General features: G+C 37.6%; 22 protein-coding genes and 1 pseudogene. 19 read left to right on the forward strand and 4 right to left on the reverse strand.

Going from position 1 to position 18,202, the window contains the following annotated elements; all coding sequences use genetic code 11:
* Positions 1 to 158: 158 nt before the first annotated feature.
* Positions 159 to 584: a YwqH-like family protein gene (locus tag B7E05_RS10420; protein ID WP_080874137.1), complete on the reverse strand. Its 426-nt coding sequence runs from the start codon at positions 582 to 584 to the stop codon at positions 159 to 161.
* A 143-nt stretch (positions 585 to 727) separates the two neighbouring features.
* Here B7E05_RS10420 and B7E05_RS10425 point away from each other — a divergent pair, with 143 nt between their 5' ends.
* The 16 genes and pseudogenes from B7E05_RS10425 (at position 728) to B7E05_RS10490 (ending at position 12,715) form a co-directional block, all read left to right on the forward strand.
* Entirely contained in the window at positions 728 to 1,015 is a 288-nt protein-coding gene (locus B7E05_RS10425) for a DUF5344 family protein (protein WP_080874138.1), read from the forward strand.
* 25 nt (positions 1,016 to 1,040) lie between these two features.
* Positions 1,041 to 1,907: an LXG domain-containing protein gene (locus tag B7E05_RS10430; RefSeq protein WP_179134518.1), complete on the forward strand. Its 867-nt coding sequence runs from the start codon at positions 1,041 to 1,043 to the stop codon at positions 1,905 to 1,907.
* Positions 1,907 to 2,809 carry a CdiA family toxin C-terminal domain-containing protein gene (locus B7E05_RS22425; RefSeq protein ID WP_245833064.1) on the forward strand — a complete coding sequence of 301 codons (903 nt, stop codon included), beginning with the start codon at positions 1,907 to 1,909 and terminating at the stop codon, positions 2,807 to 2,809. The genes B7E05_RS10430 and B7E05_RS22425 overlap by 1 nt, the downstream gene beginning before the upstream one ends.
* Before the next feature lie 16 nt (positions 2,810 to 2,825).
* Positions 2,826 to 3,185: a hypothetical protein gene (locus B7E05_RS10440; protein ID WP_080874140.1), complete on the forward strand. Its 360-nt coding sequence runs from the start codon at positions 2,826 to 2,828 to the stop codon at positions 3,183 to 3,185.
* A gap of 69 nt (positions 3,186 to 3,254) precedes the next feature.
* On the forward strand, positions 3,255 to 4,400 hold the full coding sequence (locus B7E05_RS22430) for a hypothetical protein (RefSeq protein WP_245833066.1): 1,146 nt from the start codon (positions 3,255 to 3,257) through the stop codon (positions 4,398 to 4,400).
* Entirely contained in the window at positions 4,397 to 4,687 is a 291-nt protein-coding gene (locus B7E05_RS10450) for a hypothetical protein (protein ID WP_245833068.1), read from the forward strand. Before B7E05_RS22430 ends, B7E05_RS10450 begins: the two co-directional genes overlap by 4 nt.
* Complete coding sequence (locus B7E05_RS22145) at positions 4,684 to 4,857, forward strand: hypothetical protein (RefSeq protein ID WP_179134519.1); 174 nt, start codon at positions 4,684 to 4,686, stop codon at positions 4,855 to 4,857. Before B7E05_RS10450 ends, B7E05_RS22145 begins: the two co-directional genes overlap by 4 nt.
* Positions 4,858 to 4,980: 123 nt before the next feature.
* Positions 4,981 to 6,342: a transposase gene (locus B7E05_RS10455; protein WP_080873175.1), complete on the forward strand. Its 1,362-nt coding sequence runs from the start codon at positions 4,981 to 4,983 to the stop codon at positions 6,340 to 6,342.
* A 110-nt stretch (positions 6,343 to 6,452) separates the two neighbouring features.
* Positions 6,453 to 6,821: a hypothetical protein gene (locus B7E05_RS10460; protein WP_080874142.1), complete on the forward strand. Its 369-nt coding sequence runs from the start codon at positions 6,453 to 6,455 to the stop codon at positions 6,819 to 6,821.
* 69 nt (positions 6,822 to 6,890) lie between these two features.
* Complete coding sequence (locus tag B7E05_RS22285) at positions 6,891 to 7,898, forward strand: hypothetical protein (RefSeq protein WP_218672701.1); 1,008 nt, start codon at positions 6,891 to 6,893, stop codon at positions 7,896 to 7,898.
* 12 nt (positions 7,899 to 7,910) lie between these two features.
* A complete protein-coding gene (locus B7E05_RS10470) occupies positions 7,911 to 8,282 on the forward strand; it encodes a hypothetical protein (RefSeq protein WP_080874143.1) in 372 nt (123 codons plus the stop codon).
* A 467-nt stretch (positions 8,283 to 8,749) separates the two neighbouring features.
* The gene (locus tag B7E05_RS10475; protein WP_425435095.1) at positions 8,750 to 9,784 is read left to right on the forward strand and encodes a lactonase family protein; all 1,035 of its coding nucleotides are present in this window, start codon (positions 8,750 to 8,752) and stop codon (positions 9,782 to 9,784) included.
* Between the two features lie 169 nt (positions 9,785 to 9,953).
* Positions 9,954 to 10,205, forward strand: a pseudogene (locus tag B7E05_RS10480) (TIGR04197 family type VII secretion effector); the annotation flags it as partial.
* A gap of 203 nt (positions 10,206 to 10,408) precedes the next feature.
* Positions 10,409 to 10,582 (forward strand): hypothetical protein, encoded by a 174-nt coding sequence (locus B7E05_RS22150; protein ID WP_245833070.1) that lies wholly within the window; start codon positions 10,409 to 10,411, stop codon positions 10,580 to 10,582.
* A complete protein-coding gene (locus B7E05_RS10485) occupies positions 10,582 to 12,222 on the forward strand; it encodes a hypothetical protein (protein WP_080874145.1) in 1,641 nt (546 codons plus the stop codon). The genes B7E05_RS22150 and B7E05_RS10485 overlap by 1 nt, the downstream gene beginning before the upstream one ends.
* Positions 12,223 to 12,226: 4 nt before the next feature.
* Complete coding sequence (locus B7E05_RS10490) at positions 12,227 to 12,715, forward strand: hypothetical protein (protein ID WP_080874146.1); 489 nt, start codon at positions 12,227 to 12,229, stop codon at positions 12,713 to 12,715.
* Between the two features lie 84 nt (positions 12,716 to 12,799).
* Here B7E05_RS10490 and htpX read toward each other — a convergent pair whose 3' ends face one another.
* The gene (htpX, locus tag B7E05_RS10495; RefSeq protein ID WP_080874147.1) at positions 12,800 to 13,705 is read right to left on the reverse strand and encodes a protease HtpX; all 906 of its coding nucleotides are present in this window, start codon (positions 13,703 to 13,705) and stop codon (positions 12,800 to 12,802) included.
* Positions 13,706 to 13,882: 177 nt separating this feature from the next.
* Between htpX and B7E05_RS10500 the strand changes: the two genes are divergently transcribed.
* Positions 13,883 to 15,487 carry a M20/M25/M40 family metallo-hydrolase gene (locus tag B7E05_RS10500; protein ID WP_080874148.1) on the forward strand — a complete coding sequence of 535 codons (1,605 nt, stop codon included), beginning with the start codon at positions 13,883 to 13,885 and terminating at the stop codon, positions 15,485 to 15,487.
* An 85-nt stretch (positions 15,488 to 15,572) separates the two neighbouring features.
* On the forward strand, positions 15,573 to 15,794 hold the full coding sequence (locus B7E05_RS10505; protein WP_080874149.1) for a twin-arginine translocase TatA/TatE family subunit: 222 nt from the start codon (positions 15,573 to 15,575) through the stop codon (positions 15,792 to 15,794).
* A gap of 188 nt (positions 15,795 to 15,982) precedes the next feature.
* On the opposite strand, the gene B7E05_RS10510 is transcribed toward B7E05_RS10505, so the two are convergent.
* On the reverse strand, positions 15,983 to 16,078 hold the full coding sequence (locus B7E05_RS10510; RefSeq protein ID WP_080874150.1) for a YjcZ family sporulation protein: 96 nt from the start codon (positions 16,076 to 16,078) through the stop codon (positions 15,983 to 15,985).
* A 408-nt stretch (positions 16,079 to 16,486) separates the two neighbouring features.
* On the opposite strand from B7E05_RS10510, the gene spx reads away from it, so the two are divergent.
* Entirely contained in the window at positions 16,487 to 16,894 is a 408-nt protein-coding gene (gene spx / locus B7E05_RS10515; RefSeq protein ID WP_080874151.1) for a transcriptional regulator Spx, read from the forward strand.
* Positions 16,895 to 16,996: 102 nt separating this feature from the next.
* Here the strand turns inward: spx and B7E05_RS10520 are convergent, their stop codons facing one another.
* Positions 16,997 to 18,103 (reverse strand): methionine biosynthesis PLP-dependent protein, encoded by a 1,107-nt coding sequence (locus B7E05_RS10520; protein WP_080874152.1) that lies wholly within the window; start codon positions 18,101 to 18,103, stop codon positions 16,997 to 16,999.
* Positions 18,104 to 18,202: the final 99 nt, after the last annotated feature.

Here is an 18,202-nt window from a genome sequence, read left to right on the forward strand (position 1 = left end):
AAGCTTCTCTCCATAATCTCTTATGGAAAGAAGCTTCGTTTAATAGCTAGAGGGGACTTCTACTGTGAACTCGTCCCGTTGAAGAGCTTTTGTAAGACCCCCTTCATAGTGTTTCACTTTAGGAATATATCATAAGGCCGGAAAGGAGCATAACGCGTTTAATAATCAGCGATTTCTTTTTTCCTCTGCACTTTGAGTTCTGTTTGCTGTGATTCCAAGGAAGAAATCGTGGTTTCTATGCGGCTAATCTCTCCATGACAGGCAGTAATTTGTCTTTGGATATCCTCTATCCGCTGGCTCATTTGCTTGTTTGTTAAATGCATGAAGCTGTCTTGTAAGGTTTCATGCCGAAATTCGTTAACGTTTTTACTATTTTCCCCTGCAAATGTTTCCTTTGTAAATTCGGGCTGCAAATAGGCTTTTTTCATCGTATCTAATGCCGCTTTGGTTGCTGTTAATTCCTTTAAAGCCTCTTCCAGACGGCGTAACGTATCCTGTTTTTCTGTTAAATGGAATTGATTCGAGCCAAGAAGATGTTGAATGTTCATGAGCTCTGCATCCCTCGTTTGCAGTGTGGAATCCATCCGATCACCTCATTGTTTAATTTGTTTCTTTTGTCAGAAAAATGGATTTTTTAAACTGTATCTATTATACTGGAATACAGTAAAAAAATATAGGGTATTCCAGTCTTTCTATGTAAAAGATGCAAAGAAATGGAGGGAGCATAATGGGAGAGATTAAACTGGTTCGTTCTCAGGTAGAAGAGAAATACCAGCAGATTGCATCCACTGTCAGCCAGATAGACATTCAAGAAAGTCAATCAGTTGATATGATTGATACACAGAAAGAGATAGAGATGGCAGAAAAAATGCAAGATATTGCCGTGCAATGGCAAAAAATAATGGAATCTTATCAGCGTGTTGTTAACCAGCATCTTGGCTTAAGTGAGGAGGCGCTGGACAGCTTAGAAGAAAGAGAGAGGCAGGCAGCAAAAGGAATCGAGATGCTCAAGTAGGATAAAGGGGGGGATGACAACGGAAATGAAGCGTTTAAAAGCAGACCCGATTCATGAAGCAATTGAACAAACACAAACTTATATGGAAACAGTAGTTCATCAGATGCAAGCGATCCAAACAGCGCTGCAAGGCCTGGAGGATACCCAGGCAGATTTTAAAGGAGCAACAGCCTCAGCAATACGTTCCTTTTTCCGGGACGTCCATCTGCCTTTAGCGGTTTATCTCGAAGGGTGTGCAAGAGCTTACCAAGATGTTTTGAGAGAAGTGCAGGAAAGTCTGGATAACGTGGATTCATCCAATCAAGCTGTGCTGGATGAATCCTTTCTACAAGCATTTCAAGAAGATTTGCATCATGTACGTGAAAAAATAGCAGAATTAACTGCAGATGCTAATGATCAGCTTCGTTCTGTAATGGATATTGTAGAAGTGTCTACTGTATCGGATGAAAATTTTCAGTGGGGAGCCGATTATCTAGATAAAAAGGCAAATAGACTTACCGAAAGTATTCATGCATTTGATGCTGATGCAATAAAACAATTGACTTCTACTGAAGAAGACCTGAAGCGGGCAGAAAATTACATACAAGAAATCACAACAATGACCAGCAATCACCAGTTAATCCCGAGCAGCTATAAGCCCAATCAGGTCAACCAGCTTGACAGTCATCATCAGCTGCTGGCAGGCTTAAGTCAAAAGGTTATTTCCAAGGATTATTTCTTGGACTACTTCTTCTCGTTTGTCCATCCTATGAACATTGTGCAAGCAATGGCTGGTGTTCACCCTGCGTTTTTACTGTACCGCTCTGTGCAAGAGGTTGATCAGGAAAAAGAAGTAACCAGAGAATATCGCGACGTGCCTTGCAGCAAAAAAACACAAGCAGCTCCGAGGTGATGAGCCAGGATGAATGGGATCGAGAATATCTGACGCTAGGAAATGGAAATATTGTCCGGTCCTATACGACAAGTTCTGGTGTGAAGCAATACAAGTATGTGGATGAAATTCCTGAAGCCCGTGTGGAAGAGCCAGAGGAGGAAGAAGAAGAGGGGATTGGCGCCTATTTTGATAAAGCAGTGGACTATGCAAAGCAGGGTGCAGAGATAGTTTGGGATGGAGCTGAAGCAACTGCTGACTTTTTGTGGCTGGATGATGCTAGGACAATTGCAAATAAAGATGCTTCTATAGGAGATAAGATTTGGGCGGCATCATCCTTTGTGCCGATACCTGGTATGCAATTTTTATCAAAGACGAAGCGTGGAGCAAATCTTTTTACAAGTACAGGGAGTAGGAGTGGAAGAAGAGCTGATAATGGAGGCAGCAGTAATACAACTGCTGAATTGAATAATTTTAAAATAAATGATAATGCCAAAAATCATTTAGTAAATTCAGAAGGATTTGTCAGAAAAGGTGGAAAAGGAGTAGTGGGAGGACACAACATAGATTCATTTTACGGGGAGCTTCGTAAACAGGGATTCAATGTAGAAGATTGTATCATTAATAAAAAGTCTCATCCGTCTATAAAAGGAGTATATGAGATAGAATATCGTGTTCCTGCTTTAGACAGAGCAGGAAAAGTGATTCCTAATCAATATAAAGAAGTAAGGACTCCTAAAACTGTTTATGATCCAAAATATATATCGAACGATGATATATATAAATGGGGTATAGAGGCGTTAGAGAATGGAACAGTTAGCGGAAGAGAGATTATTGGAACGGCCACTAATGGTTTAGAGTTTAAAGGGTATATAAATAATGTTGGGGAAATTACTAATTTCTATCCAGTATTTTCAAAATAGAGGGGGCGAGTCTAAAATGTATACGTTAGTGACAGATAGTGCGGAGAAAGAGATGCTATTAAAAACTTACTCGGGTATGATAAACAAAACAAGTCTAGAGAAGTTTTTAAATAAGAATGGTTACGGTGATGATTTTATAAGAATACTTTTCAGAAATGATTTAGATGAATATGAAGATCAAGAAGAATTACAAGAAATAAAAGACAATCAAGTTGTGCTTCTAGCGGAGTATCCAGCTGCTCCAGTAGATGAAAAAGTTTATTTGGACTTTGAGGAATTATATCATTATTTGGTCCAAGTTGTTCAAGAAAAACATAAAGATGATGAAACACTTCAACGTTTACTTCTAGCTATAAAAAAAGAATTGAATGTATAGTAAATAGATTGTTTGCTAGATATGAATAAGATAAAAAGCCAATAGCAATAATGAAAACAGTCAACAGTGATGCAAAATGCAAGAGCTGTTGACTGTTTTATAGTATTGAAAAATGGCTTCCTGGACTACTTCTTCTCGTTTGTCCGTCCCATGAACATTGTGCAAGCAATGGCTGGTGTTCATCCTGCGTTTTTACTGTACCGCTCTGTACAAGAAGTAGATCAGGAAAAAGAAGTAACCAGAGATTACCGCGATCGAGCCTTGCAGCAAAAAAACACAAGCAGCTCCGAGGTGATGAGCCAGGATGAATGGGATCGAAACACAGCAGAAGTTGTGGAGACAACGTTTGTAGAAGATTATAAGGGAGAATGGGATGGAGAATATCTGACGCTGGGAAATGGAAATATTGTCCGGTCCTATACGACAAGTACTGGTGTGAAGCAATACGAGTATGTGGATAAAATCCCTGAAGCCCGTGTGGGGGAACCAGAGGAAGAAGAGGGGATTGGCGCCTATTTTGATAAAGCAGTGGACTATGCAAAGCAGGGTGCAGAGATAGTTTGGGATGGAGCTGAAGCAACTGCTGACTTTTTGTGGTTGGATGATGCAAGGACAGTTTTAGACGGAGATGCACCTATTACAGAGAGGATGATATCAGGAGTTTCGTTTATTCCTGTTGGGAAGATATTTACGAGTGTTAGGAAAGGTTATAAGCTAGGTGTAGATAGTACTACTGTAACTAACAAAAGAAGTAATTTATACAGAGGTGACAGTTTACTTTACTCTCCAACTAGACCAAACGGAATTGGTAAACCTCATATATCGAGTTCAGGTGGTTTAGTTCCAGCCAGTAAGGATGGTTTATATAAAGGGCGACAAGTGACTGTTACAGAGCATATACTTGGGGGTTACAGAAGAGGAGCTAAATCTAATAGTCCTTATACTAGTTTTACAAACAACAAAAATATGGTCGGAAATTATGGGGAAAATGCAATTGAACTAGATATATCAGCCTTGCGAAAAAATATACAGTCTGGAAAGGTAAAAGATGTTGCTATACTCTCTCCAAAACAAATTCAAAAGTTAATAGAGAGAGATGTTGTTTCTTCTGATTTTTGGAAGAATAGAGCAATTAACTGGTCTAAAAGGGATAATGAATATTTGATTAAAGGGGAAGTTCCTAGCCAATATATTAATATTTTGCCTAAGGAGTGAGAATTTTGAAACTATATTATTTAAAAGAGTTTTTAGGAGATATAGTAGATATTAATGTTGAAGGAATGTGGATTAATGCTAAGATTATCCCTTCAAAAAATATAGACAAATTCAAAGATTTTTTTTCAGCGATTGTCGATGAGGAAAATGAATTTGAAGAAACAAATTATAATGAAGAATGGTTAGATGATAACAATTGGTATATTATTGATAATGAAAATAGGAAAAAAGGTATTTATATACCTGCGATTTACCCCGATGGAGAAATTAGCTGGAGATGGAGATGATTTCAAGCTATTTTTCAAACGAAGAAATTTGTAATTTAGATATGGAACCTATGCAAAATGGTGTAGTTGATGAGAGGTGTGTTTATAGAATTAGTTCAAATGGATTGGGTTTTACTGGATTCATTGATAGAACTACAGGAGAAACAGCATACTTCTTTCTAATTGAATGAATTTCATAATTCTTATCCCTTGTGCCCCAATGAGTTCAGGACATGAAAAAAGAAGTACCTCCCCAAATCTTGTATAATGGTAGTTGACAAGAAAACCATAAAAAGACTGGAGGAGTACTTCTTATGACCATTATACGACAACCGAGCCTATTTGGCATCCAAGAATTATATGACATGGAACCTACCCAAAAATATGAAGCGATTATTTCAGCGATTGATCTGGATCTTATTTATCATGCGATTAATAAGAAATCCCGGCTGGGAGCGCCTGTTGAGCTAAATTATGCAGGGATGATTATTTCCTTTTTTATTCGCTACATCGAACGCATCCCAACGATCAAAGACTTAATCAAGCGTCTCAATGATGACTTTATCTTTAAAATGAACTGCGGATTTCTGGTTTCCGACGCTATTCCATCAGAAGCTGCGTATTCTCGTCTCGTAACGAAACTGAGTGAATCAGATATTTTAGAAAAATCCTTCGAAAGCGTAACGCTGGCAGCTGTCACAGAAGGGTTTATTGCCGATGAAGTCATTGCCATTGATGCCACCCATTTTGAAGCACGAGATAAGGCACCCGTTCAAAAAGAAGAAAAACCGGAAGCTGCGCCCAAAAAGCGTGGGCGTAAATCCAAAGAAGAACGCGAACAGTACCTTCAAGAACAAGCAGAAAAGGAAGCAAACCTGCCATTGTATGAAAAGAAAATCGAAGCACAGTTAGACGTTCCGTTAGACATCTTGCGTGCAGAAGTACCACTAGCCCCCAAATGGGGTGTGAAAAAGAATGCAGACGGTAAAAATGAATACTGGTTTGGCTACAAAGGACATCTCGCAGTTGGTACATCAAGCCAGTATATTCTACAATCCTTGTTTTCATCTGGCAGCTTAAATGATGGAAAAGCCGCTATCGCCTTATTAAAGGGAACGGACCAGCGCCTTCCTCTTACCACTGTTCATTATAATACGCTAGATGCTGGTTACGATTTCGAGCCGATTTATGAACAGATTCATCGCATGGGACAACAGTCTGTCATTGCCTATAATAAGCGCAATGAAGGCGAAATGATTGGGTTTGATAAGAATTTTGCCCCAACCTGTTTTCGAGAACATTCCTATAAATATGATAGCTTTGATCCAAAATACGAAACATTGAAATATACCAGACCAAAGGAATGCAGCGACTGCCCACTTGCGAACGAAGGTATCTGTCAAAAAGTGTATAAAGTCAAGATAACTACGGATTTAAGACGTTATACTGCGCCTGCACGCGGATCAAGAGCTTGGAAAAAGATTTTTAAACAACGGACAGCAGTAGAACGTGTCAATGCTTATCTGAAAGAGTTCTATCAGCTAAACAATGTTCGTTATCGTACTGGAAAGCGTGCGAAAGTCCATTTTGATATGGTCGCTTTGATTTATAATGCTTCCAAATTAGCTGCGGATCGCATCCAAGCTGAGCTTATTCAACAACAACAAACTGCATAATTTTGTTTTTAAAAATACACTTTCGAAAATTCGGTTCGTCTTTGTATTTTTAAAAAGAGCAATTATGAAATTCATTCAATTATGAAAAAATAAAAATGGAAGATAGATAAATGTATACATTAGTAACAGATAAAGAAGAAAAGAATTCATTAATTCATGGATATTTTATTTTGATAAGAAACCATATAGGAATGGCTATGGAAAGTTTTTTAAAAAAAGAAGGATTTAGGATAGATTCTATGGCAATTTTATATAAACAGAGTTTAGATGAATATGAAGATCAAGAAGAATTACAAGAAATAAAAGACAATCAAGTTGTGCTTCTAGCGGAGTATCCAGCTGCGTCGGTAAATGAAAAAGTTTATTTGGACTTTGAGGAATTATATCATTATTTGGTCCAAGTTATTCAAGAAAAACATAAAGATGATGAAACAATTCAACGTTTACTTCTAGCTATAAAAAAAGAATGGAATGTATAGTAAATAGGTTGTTTACTATATATGAATAAAATAAAAAGCCAGTAGCGATAATGAAAACAGTCAACAGTAATGCAAAATGCAAGAACTGCTGACTGTTTTATAGTATTGAAAAATGGCTTCCTGGACTACTTCTTATCATTTGTCCATCCCATGAATATTGTGCAAGCAATGGCCGGTGTTTATCCTGCATTTTTACTGTACCGCTTTGTGCAAGAGGTAGATCAGGAAAAAGAAGTAACCAGAGATTACCGTGACCGAGCCTTGCAGCAAAAAAACGCCAGCAGCTCTGAAGTGATGAGCCAGGATGAATGGAATCGAAACACAGCAGAGGTAGTGGAGACAACGTTTGTAGAAGATTACAAAGGGGAATGGGATGGAGAATATCTAACGCTGGAAAATGGAAATATTGTCCGGTCCTATACGACAAGGTCTGGTGTGAAGCAATATGAATATGTTGATAGGATTCCACTGCGCAATAGGTTAAAGTCGTCTAATGGGGAAGAAACCATAGAATGGAGAGACGGCTTCGAACCTATAAAACCAAAAGAAAGTAAAGCCGATGAAATCCTACAAGAAAATGTCAATAAGCAAGGAGAAGCTTATAAGGGTGTTTTTGATTTCTGGATAGGTGATGACCTCAACGCCATTATGGATGAGGATACGAATATATTTCAGAGAGCATTTTCAGCTGCTTCGGTTCTTCCACCCACAAGGTTGATTAAGAACTATGATCGTTTTTTTATGAAGAAAGGAAATGTGGAAGGGAAAAAGGATAAGGGTGGGAATAAGAAATCTAGAGAAGTTGAAGTTGTCGATGATTTATTAAAAAATAAAACATTAACTAGACAAACAGGTAAAGTTGATAATTATGAGTCATTCATTAAAGGTTACAATGCGGCTTTAGAAGACTTTAATAATTTACAGTTAGAAAACATAAAAAGTTATCCCAATGGTACGACAGTAGGAAGTTTCCCCGATGGAAAAGTGGTTAATGTAAGACCTTCCAGTACTAATGGCAATCCAACTATTGAATTTTTTGATCCATCTACCAAAAAAAGTATTAAAATTAGATATTAAGGAGCGTTTTTTATGGAAAAGTGGATACCATATGAAAAAATCAATATAGAATATGGATATGTAATAGAGGAAATAAAGTTTACGCATGGAGAACTATCCATTCATTTAGAGAAAAATTCTATGCGAAAGAAAATTCTTTTTTTAGATATTTATGGATATAAATATACAAATGAAAGCGGAATAATTGACAGATTGACTCACATACCTGCTGAAATATTGCAAGAAAATAAGATTTTCCTTGTAGAAGAATCAACGTATATAAATGAATATGAATACCAATCTTCTGGCACAAGACCAATGCATGATGCCCAACATTTTATTGTATTAGATGATATAGATAATATAGTGGAAATATTAGCAGTTTCAGAGCCACAAATCATGTAAAACAGTCAACAGCTACTCTGAAAGTGTAAGAGCTGTTGACTGTTTTATAGTATTGAAAATGGCTTCTCCTGGACTACTGATAATGAAGATAGTGTATATAATTGGCTGAAGCAAAAAAAGGGTTCATTGATTGAAGTTTCATTGTATGATAATCCGCCATGTACAGTTTTTATCTGATGGAAATAGAGTATGAAAAAAGGAATAGAAGGAAATAAAGATGCAACTTTAAATATATACCTTGATGAGCTAAATTGCTTTTCAGGGTTTTTAAACTTTAGATGATGTGGTATAGACGTAAAGAAATAGAAGCATGGACATACGATTCAGCAGGAAATTCAATAAAAAATGAAAACCCTTTCACTAGTTTTATTAGGAGTTTTTCAGATAATGCTTTTAGATGTAACCTTTTACAGGAAGATGATACAATGAGCGGGACAGGAATATTTATTATGGAAGGATGCATGCAGATGAGTAAATATTTTGGTTATGCAGGAACATACACAAGAAAAACAAGCCAGGGTGTATACCGTTTTACTTTAGATACGGAGAAGGAACAGCTATCAGCTGCAAAGGAAGCTGCAACACTAGGTAACCCGACTTATTTGAATTTTAATGAAAATCAAGACAACCTATATGCTGTTGCCCAGGAAGGGGACATGGGAGGCGTCAATGCCTTTCGAGTGGATAAAACAAATGGAGAATTACAGCCTGTAAATGGCCAGCTGGTAGAAGGAAATCCTCCTTGCTACGTGGAAGCGGGAGACAATATGGTAGTCACAGGAAATTACCATAAAGGAACGATCGGTCTCCATTTTACATATGAAAATGGGGAAGTTGAGCAAGGTTATTTTACACAGCATGAGGGAAGCGGTCCGCATGAAAGACAGGAAAAACCGCATGTGCATTTTACCGGATTTACCCCGGATAAAAAATATATTGTTGTTGCGGATTTAGGAACGGACCGCCTGGTAACATATAAGGTGGAAGATACTTCTTTAGTAGAAGTCAGTACGTTTTATACCAATCCGGGAAGCGGTCCGAGACATATTGTTTTTCATCCGAGTAAACCGATTGCTTATCTGATCACTGAGCTTACAACAGAAGTTATTGTGTTAGATTATAATAGCGAAACAGGGTCTTTCACAGAAAAGCAGACGATTCTTGCTAAACCTGCTGATTTTAAAGAAACCAATGATGCAAGCGCCATTCATATCACTTCGGATGGGAAGTTTCTTTATACTGGCAACCGCGGACATAATAGCATTACTTCATTCCAAGTGGATGAGAACAGCGGTGAATTGACATTTCTCGCATTTACGCCATCCGGCGGCGAATGGCCACGAGATTTTGTGCTGGATCCGACGGAAAAATTCTTGGTAGCGACGAACCAACATAGCGGGAACGCTGTCCTATTTAAAAGAGATGTAAAGACTGGGGAATTAACGGAAATGGATCAGGTGATTGATGTTCCGGAAGCTGTTTGTGTGAAGTTTCTTTCCTAAGTAACATAGATAGAAGAAAAACGTCCTCTTGGGGAGAAGATATACTTTTCCATGGGAGGATGTTTTTGTAAAAAATAATATGTTGTGACTAATTTGTTAATTTTATTCCTTTTAAGGTAAAATAATCTTAATTATTTAGGATTATTTTACATGAAAGGAAGGATTTCTTATGACTATAATTCAAAGCAGTCCAGAAATAGCAAAACGACTTGCTACAAACATTGCAATCTCATTAGATGACCTTTCCGATATAGGTACAATCACTCATGATATCAAAACTACTGTTGCTGGAAACATAACAGCACATCAGTCAATGGAATCATTAATACATTCCAGATAACAAATTGTAGAAGTAATTCGTCAATCATGTGAGAATCTGCAACATGTTGCAGAAGAGTTTGAGGCTGTAGATACGGATATACGCAATCAGATAGCTTCTACACCTCTCTCTGGGAGGACAATGGTAATGAAATCTAATAATCAACTGCAAAAAATAAACGAACAATTCCATCAATTAGAACGAAAATTAGATAAAGAAAACAAACAGATCAAATAGATGAGAATTATCAACATCTTTTTCACCAAATTTCAACTCTCTATAGAGATTTAGGGCAAAATGAAAGAATGAGGACATTTTTTCAAAAGCAGCAAGACCGTCTCCGTCATCCGAAAGAAGCCATTTTCACTCATCTTGATGAGGAACAGGATGCATTACAACATAGAAAACGGCAACTATATCAAGAAGATGATGATTTAAAGCATCAAAGACGTCATTTTCTATTAAACGAGGATAAATGATGAGTGTTGATATGTATATTGCAGCAGCTCAGGAGCAGGGAGAAAGTGTAACGACCATTTGTCAGCAAGAACAGGAAAGATATCAAGCGCTTATCAACGCTTTAGAAGCTTTTATATCGGATAATCAACTGCAATCAAACACCTATTTTAATGCGAAGTTATTTTACGAGCAGGTGTTAATACCATTGGCAAAAGCAGGGATTTTATTATCGGAAACAGTTGAAGAAGCATGCCAGAAATTTCCTAATCAATATTTGGCAACAGTGGATAGCGGGGATTTAAGTTCTTCGGAATTAGAAGCACAAATTCAAAGAATGAAAGATCATATTTTATATGTACAGGAAATACAAGAAATGGTGGAAACATCGGATATTTCTGGTGTTTTTAAAAGTGCTTCTATTTGGGCGAACGAGCAGATAATGGATAACTTAATGGATTCTAAAAGATATTTAGAGGGAAAATTGAATATGTTGTTGGATTTTCATCAACGTTCTCCTCAATTTTTTTCTAAAATAAAAGAACTGGAAGATATCGTAAACAAGGGGGCTGAGCAAGCTCAAAACGCTTGGGCCGGTCCAAGTACTGGTTTTAAGATACCTTCTGCAGATAATCTGACATGGACCAATGATATTGGTAGTAAATGGGCTGAACGAGAGGAACGTGTGAAACAGGAAAAGTTGGAAGCAGAAGATGAATATCATATTCAGATGATAGAAGAAGTAACAGAATATGACTTGCTTTTATGGAAGAATGATATCGGTTTTGGTGAACCGAAGTTTAATTGGATTCTTGAAAAGAACGGGGAACGCGTATCTGATGATGAACTGGAAGCTTACTTAAATGAACATAGTGATTTAATAGATGAAAATTTATATAAAGAAATTGACGAGCATTACATTGAAGAAAAAGAACTAGAGGCACAAAGACAAGGGAAGACCTATTTAACAGGTCATAAATATGAAGATTTTCAAAAAGTATCTATACAAACAGGCGCATATCTGACAATGTTTCAAAGGTCAGGTATTTCCTCTTTAGCCTCTCTTAAAAATCCTGGTATATCAAGGAAAAGTGCTATCAATAAAAATAAAAGTAAAGAAGCTTCTGTTGTCACAAAAAATAATGGAATTGGATCCGATGGAAAATTTGCCGATCCGATTGTAGAGGGAAAATATCAGACTTATTATAATTTGAAAACAAGACGAGGAGAAACTCCTAGGAGTAGATTAAAGTGGAAAGAAGTCAGCGAATATTGGAGAATTCATTCACCGATGGCAAGAGGAAGAAAGTTTAATGAGACAGCAAGAGAAGCTGAGATTTACCCGCATCATGAAGTTCATTTATCTAATGGAAAACGAATAGATTCATATGATCCCGACGCTGGTGAAATTATATCTAGAAAGTCTACCTATCTAGATAACATTTCAGATAGAGATTTTAGAACACACTTAGCTGAATTTGAAAATAAATATAAAAAGGGAACGTTGATTAGAAGTAATCAATATAAAGAAATAAATGGTCAGAAGTTGCATGGAGAATATATTCTTGAGTTACCAGCTTCCAATCTAAAAAGTGAAAAACTTACCTATTTTAAAGACATGGCAGCAGAATACAATGTCACATTGCGATTTTTAAAGGAGTGAAAAAATGAGCAACGATTTAAAACCAGAAATCAAAAAGACATTAATGGAGATGGATTTTGTAAGAAAATATGAGGAACTATCAAAAAAATACAGTATAGAAAACATCCAAGAAGAAGAAAGATTATCTGATATAGATATGGTATTAGTCATGGAAATAATAGAAAAAATAGCTCATCAATTAGGGTGTTCCGTTTCCTATGATAAAAAGGAAAATTTTTTCAGGGTTGAAGATACTGTGCAAAAAGAGCTGGTATTTGCCGTTCATATTGCCATTATATCCGATAGAGTGGAATTTACGTGGGAAGTAGTACATAATGATGAAGTAAGGTTGGGAAGACCTTGGTTCTCTTATGCCAGGTTATTAATTGATCTTAATTATAAAATAAGAATGCCCGCTTTCAAAAATTATGATGAACTAGAAGCTATATTAAAAGAATCATTTGACATGTATGAGGAGTTTAAAGCGATCTTAATAAAAGAATATTTGGGTTAAGTAGCTAACACTTGCATTTAGTAATCCTATAATAGTACAGTATAAAAAATCCCGTAAGTCTCACTAGACTTACGGGATTTTTCATTATCTTTGCTCTAATTTCGCGATCCGCTGTTCCAACGGCGGGTGTGAAGAAAAAGCATTGAGAAAGCTTGATTTATTACTGATTTTCATGGTCTGAATAGCTGCGTCGTTACTGTGATCTTCTACTTCAGCACGGTTAATATGCAGCTTTAGAGACTCAAGCGCATGTCTCATTTTATCTTTTCCGGCTAAATCAGCACCGCCCCGGTCTGCGTGATATTCCCGGTATCTGGAATAGGCGCTGACAACAAGGCTGCCTAAGATGGAGAAAAGGATTTGGAAAATAATAATGCAGGCAAAATGAACAATCCATTGCAACTCAGAGCGCACCATGCGTGAAACGATACTTGCGGCAATACGGGACAGGAAGACAACAAATGTATTGATAATGCCTTGTAATAATGTCATGGTAACCATGTCCCCGTTTGAAACGTGAGCTACTTCGTGTGCAATAACGCCTTCTACAGCATCATCATCCATATTATCCAATAACCCTTGCGAGACAGCAACCAACGAACGTTTTTTAGTTGGGCCGGTCGCAAATGCGTTGATTTCCTGGGAATGGTAAATACCTACCTCTGGCGTATGGGTGAGTCCAGCAGCTCGGGAAAGGCGTTCCACTTTTTCATAAACCGCACGTTCCTGTGGATTGACTGCTTTGTCCGGGTCAATGACTTTTACCTTCATCATGGTTTTAGCCATCCAACGGGACATTGCTAAAGAGATAAAGGATCCGGTAAAACCGACAATAATACTGAATATCATGAGGGAAGGATAATCAATTCCTCCATTTGCACGATAACTTGGTCCAATATCAAAAATGCTTGTAATAATGGACCAGACAATGACAATGGTTGTCATTACTAAGATGTTTGTTAAAAGAAATAACAGCACTCGTTTCCCCATAAATAACCTCCTGATTTATTTTCTATTTTCTAAATCATATCATATTTTGCAGCGTGAGCTAAACTCTCATCGCGTTTGGGAGCTAAATTCTTTAAGCGGGAGAATAGCAACAAATACTGTAAACGTATTCAATTACTGATATAATAGAAGGAACGTTGGTAGAAAGGCGGGGGTTTAATGACATTGCAATGGAACAGCCCTGAAGCATTACGCCGGCTGTTGAATGAGTTGGTCAGCTGGAAGAGTATTAGCCTTTCAGAAGGTGAGAAGCAGTTTCCCAGAAAGTTATATGCGAAACTGCAAGATGTAGATTATTTTCATGAACATCCGGATTACTTAACATTGCATGAGGCCGATCAACGCCGAAAACTGTTAACAGCTTTATACAAGCACCCGGATGCTTCCAAGACGATTTGCCTCATCAGTCATTTTGATACCGTAAATACCGAAGAATACGGTTCGTTGGAGCCGCTCGCAACCCAACCAGAGGAGCTTACCAAAGTATATTGGGAACAGAAGGATACATTTTCCAGAGATATCCGGGCAGAGATTGAATCAGGCGACTTTTTATTCGGCCGCGGGACAATGGATATGAAGATGGGGCTGGTAATGCATATGAGCTTGATAGAACAGGCAGCTGCGGAAAAATGGCCTGTGAACCTGCTCTTACTGACGGTTCCGGATGAAGAGGTGAATTCAGCGGGGATGCGTTATGCCATCCCAGTGCTTACAGATTTACAAAAGCAGCATCAATTAACCTATACGTTATTTCTGAACAGCGAGCCTTCATTCCGGCATGATCCCAAAGATAATACGCACTATATTTACAGCGGTACGATTGGTAAAGTGTTGGCAGGAGCGCTGTTTTATGGAAAGGAAACCCACGCAGGGGAGCCATTGAGCGGGATGACATCGCCATTTATCTCTTCGTTTTTAACGAGAGAGATGGAATGGAATCCGATTTTCAAGGAGACGGTGCTTGGAGAAACAGCTCCGTTACCCGTTACGCTGCAGCAGACAGATTTGCGATTGCGCTACTCTACCCAGACACCGTACCGATCTTCTGCATTGTATAATATTTTTCTGTTAGAGAGGACGGCGGAGGAAGCATTTGCTTTGTTTGAACAGACCGCAAAAATTGCTGCCGCACAATGTAATGAACGGTATAAAAAAATATGTCAGGATAACCAGGTGGATCCGATTGGTCATGTGAAGGTGTTTTCTTATAAAGAACTACTGGAATATGCAATGAATAAATTAGGGCGTGAATTTGTTGAAGATCTGAAAAAGGATGTGCATTACCATGATGCGTATGATGACAGGGAGAAGTCATTGCGTATTACGGATAACCTGATGATTCATTGTCAGGAGCTCGCGCCGGCTATTGTCGTGTTATTTGCTCCGCCTTATTACCCGGCTGTTAACTCCAGCGGTAACCGGCTTGTCGAATTTTGTGTGGATTTTATGGAGAAAGAAGCCAAAAAGCAATTCCAAGCAGAGATCAAAAGGAGTCATTTTTTAAATGGCATCTGTGACTTGAGCTATGTGAATTATCAGGGTAGTGATAAAGACTTGCAGGTTTACGAGGAGAATACGCCGGTCTGGGGAGATTCGTATACATTACCATTTTCGTCTATGCGTGCATTGAACGCTCCTGTTTTAAATATAGGGCCATTTGGTCATGACGCCCATAAACGGACAGAGAGGCTCCATATCTCCAATGCATTTGAGCAATTACCATCTTTAATGCGGCAACTGATTCTGCAAATTTCACAGAAATAAGAAAAATCATTTTAATTTTAGGCTTATCCCATTAAAAAATAGCAGCAAATGATTTATAATGAAATAAGAATGGAGGTGTTGTTCCATGAACCCAGCAAACATAGGTATTCCGGGTTTGATACTGATTGTTGTTCTTGCTTTAATTATTTTTGGCCCTAAGAAGCTTCCGGAAATCGGTAAAGCAGCCGGACAAACCTTACGGGAATTTAAAAATTCAGCGAATAATTTAATGTCTGACGAAGGTAAAAAGAATGAAATAAAAGAAGAGAAGGATGAACTGGAGACGGAGAAGGAATCATCCAAATAAAGAAAACAAGGCATCAATGGTTATTTCCATTGTTCGCCTTGTTTTTTTATACATAAAAAATGCTTGTAAAGAGGTTGATGAGCTGTCTTTACAAGCGTTTATTATCACGATCTTTTTTTAGCTTTGGATACGTAAAAGCTAGTTAATTATAGGGAAGAGGAGGAAAAGATTTGTCTTTCATTATATTGTTAGTAGCCCCAATAAGAAGTACCTACAATAATTAATAATATGAACAGGACTACCAGTAAGGCAAAACCCCCTCCAAATTCATTGTATTTACTCATTTTTACACCCCCTGTGTGTTTACTATATGATAGAATTTTCTTTTGGAGAGGGTATTTGACCAGAAAAAAAGGATTTTACCCTGTACTTATCGAATCAATTAATGAAGAAGTAATAACATCAATGATGAACGGAGAACGGATATGCTTTTTGCGGAACAGATGCTGGTTTGTGCAGATTTTTCCGGACGGCTTGTATGTTGTAATTGATATATAGACCGTTATATTTCAATGAATTAAGCTTCATTTTATGTTTTTTTCATGGCTGTACCATAGTTTTACCACATTTACGTGCTAAAGTGATAGGTAAGATAGAAAAATGGAATGAAAAAGCAAAACAAGTCGTTTTCATTTCATGGATTATCACTTTGACTCTTGTAATGAATATGTCAAACAATAAGGAGAATGAATATGACAGTGCATATTTACGGAGTATCTTGCTCATCTACAAGAAAAGCCAGACAATGGTTTCGCAAAAATGGAATTGCTTATAAGGAAAGGAATATTCTACATCAACCATTGACAATTGACGAATTAAAAAATATTTTACAAATGACGGTAGAAGGAACCGATGAAATTCTTTCCACCCGTTCTAAAATTTACAAAGAATTAAACTTGAATGTAGAGGAATTGTCTTTACAAACCTTATTAAAATTAATTCATAAATATCCAAGATTGCTGAAAAGCCCAATTTTGGTTGATGAAAAAAGATTTCAGGTCGGTTATCACGAAGAAGATATTCGTCAATTTTTACCTCGGAAAACAAGACAGCTGCAATGGTCGCAGTGGAAAGTAGATTTAGGGTTAATAAAAGGGTGACCAACCTTAAATGAACCTTAAATCCGGGAATATAAAATGACAATATAACATAAAAAAGAGACAGCTAATCTGTCTCTTTTTTATTTTTGGTGTTATGATATATTATACGTTACTAATAACTTGTAACGCCTGCTCAATGTCTGCTTTTAAATCATCTACATCTTCCACACCTACAGAGAAACGGAGCAAATCGTCGCCGATTCCTCGCTGGATTCTTTCCTCTTCCGGCATATCCGCATGTGTCTGCGTGGTAGGATACGTAATAAAACTTTCCACACCGCCTAAGCTTTCAGCAAATACAATGATATCCAGATTAGCTAAAAAAGACTTTACCAGATTGGCGTCTTCTAAGCAAAAGGAAAGCATACCGCCCCTATTAGGGTAAAAAACTTGGCTGACTGCCGGGTGTTCTTCTAAATATGCTGCCAGCTGCTTCGCATTTTCTTCATGACGCTGCATACGGAGTGCAAGTGTTTTTAAGCCGCGGACAAGGAGCCAGCTGTCTGAAGGAGATAACGTAGCACCGGAAGCGTTATGCATTTCAAATATTTTCTCGGATAATTCCGGCGTTTTTGTCACTACAAGACCCGCCAGTACATCGTTATGACCTCCGATATATTTAGTTGCGCTGTGTACGACAATATCTGCTCCAAGTGTAAGAGGTTGTTGTAAGTACGGTGTTAAGAACGTATTATCCACAATAAGCAGCAAGTTATATTTTTTTGCCAGCTCTGCATATTTTTCAATATCTACCTCTTGAAGTAACGGGTTTGTAGGTGTTTCCAAGAAGATAGCTTTTGTATTTTCGTTAATACATCGTTCCGTTTCCAATACATCCTGACATTCATCATACGTTACAGAAACATGATATGCTCTTTCATAATGGTCAAAAATACGATACGTTCCTCCATAGATATCTTTTGTCGCAATAAGATGGTCACCTACTTGGAATAAAGAAGAAAGGATTAATTGAATGGCGGCCATCCCGGAACTGCAGGCGAAAGCGGCGTCTCCTTCTTCTAATTTCGCAAATCCATCTTCCAGTACGGATCTGGTCGGGTTTTTCGTGCGGGTATAATCAAAACCGGTGGAGTGACCAATCTCTTGATGCTGATAAGCTGTTGACAAATGGATTGGCAGGTTTATCGCCCCTGTTCGTTTGTCCGTTTTGTTTCCTAATTGTACCAATGCAGTTTCTAATTTCTTCATTATTTTTCCTCCTCCATAAGAAAAGCTTGCATGAGAATTTGCTATTCCCTATGTATTTTCTGTTAAATCAATAAAAAACCCTTCTTATCCAGAGATAAG

It is taken from the genome of Oceanobacillus timonensis (genome assembly GCF_900166635.1).
Taxonomy (GTDB): domain Bacteria; phylum Bacillota; class Bacilli; order Bacillales; family Amphibacillaceae; genus Oceanobacillus; species Oceanobacillus timonensis.

Bases quoted from the DNA above. Each gene is read 5' to 3' on its own strand.
- B7E05_RS10420 (WP_080874137.1), bottom strand. From the start codon at position 584: ATGGATTCCACACTGCAAACGAGGGATGCAGAGCTCATGAACATTCAA.
- B7E05_RS10425 (WP_080874138.1), top strand. From the start codon at position 728: ATGGGAGAGATTAAACTGGTTCGTTCTCAGGTAGAAGAGAAATACCAG.
- B7E05_RS10430 (WP_179134518.1), top strand. From the start codon at position 1,041: ATGAAGCGTTTAAAAGCAGACCCGATTCATGAAGCAATTGAACAAACA.
- B7E05_RS22425 (WP_245833064.1), top strand. From the start codon at position 1,907: ATGAGCCAGGATGAATGGGATCGAGAATATCTGACGCTAGGAAATGGA.
- B7E05_RS10440 (WP_080874140.1), top strand. From the start codon at position 2,826: ATGTATACGTTAGTGACAGATAGTGCGGAGAAAGAGATGCTATTAAAA.
- B7E05_RS22430 (WP_245833066.1), top strand. From the start codon at position 3,255: ATGCAAAATGCAAGAGCTGTTGACTGTTTTATAGTATTGAAAAATGGC.
- B7E05_RS22145 (WP_179134519.1), top strand. From the start codon at position 4,684: ATGATTTCAAGCTATTTTTCAAACGAAGAAATTTGTAATTTAGATATG.
- B7E05_RS10455 (WP_080873175.1), top strand. From the start codon at position 4,981: ATGACCATTATACGACAACCGAGCCTATTTGGCATCCAAGAATTATAT.
- B7E05_RS10460 (WP_080874142.1), top strand. From the start codon at position 6,453: ATGTATACATTAGTAACAGATAAAGAAGAAAAGAATTCATTAATTCAT.
- B7E05_RS22285 (WP_218672701.1), top strand. From the start codon at position 6,891: ATGCAAAATGCAAGAACTGCTGACTGTTTTATAGTATTGAAAAATGGC.
- B7E05_RS10470 (WP_080874143.1), top strand. From the start codon at position 7,911: ATGGAAAAGTGGATACCATATGAAAAAATCAATATAGAATATGGATAT.
- B7E05_RS10475 (WP_425435095.1), top strand. From the start codon at position 8,750: ATGAGTAAATATTTTGGTTATGCAGGAACATACACAAGAAAAACAAGC.
- B7E05_RS22150 (WP_245833070.1), top strand. From the start codon at position 10,409: ATGAGGACATTTTTTCAAAAGCAGCAAGACCGTCTCCGTCATCCGAAA.
- B7E05_RS10485 (WP_080874145.1), top strand. From the start codon at position 10,582: ATGAGTGTTGATATGTATATTGCAGCAGCTCAGGAGCAGGGAGAAAGT.
- B7E05_RS10490 (WP_080874146.1), top strand. From the start codon at position 12,227: ATGAGCAACGATTTAAAACCAGAAATCAAAAAGACATTAATGGAGATG.
- htpX (WP_080874147.1), bottom strand. From the start codon at position 13,705: ATGGGGAAACGAGTGCTGTTATTTCTTTTAACAAACATCTTAGTAATG.
- B7E05_RS10500 (WP_080874148.1), top strand. From the start codon at position 13,883: ATGACATTGCAATGGAACAGCCCTGAAGCATTACGCCGGCTGTTGAAT.
- B7E05_RS10505 (WP_080874149.1), top strand. From the start codon at position 15,573: ATGAACCCAGCAAACATAGGTATTCCGGGTTTGATACTGATTGTTGTT.
- B7E05_RS10510 (WP_080874150.1), bottom strand. From the start codon at position 16,078: ATGAGTAAATACAATGAATTTGGAGGGGGTTTTGCCTTACTGGTAGTC.
- spx (WP_080874151.1), top strand. From the start codon at position 16,487: ATGACAGTGCATATTTACGGAGTATCTTGCTCATCTACAAGAAAAGCC.
- B7E05_RS10520 (WP_080874152.1), bottom strand. From the start codon at position 18,103: ATGAAGAAATTAGAAACTGCATTGGTACAATTAGGAAACAAAACGGAC.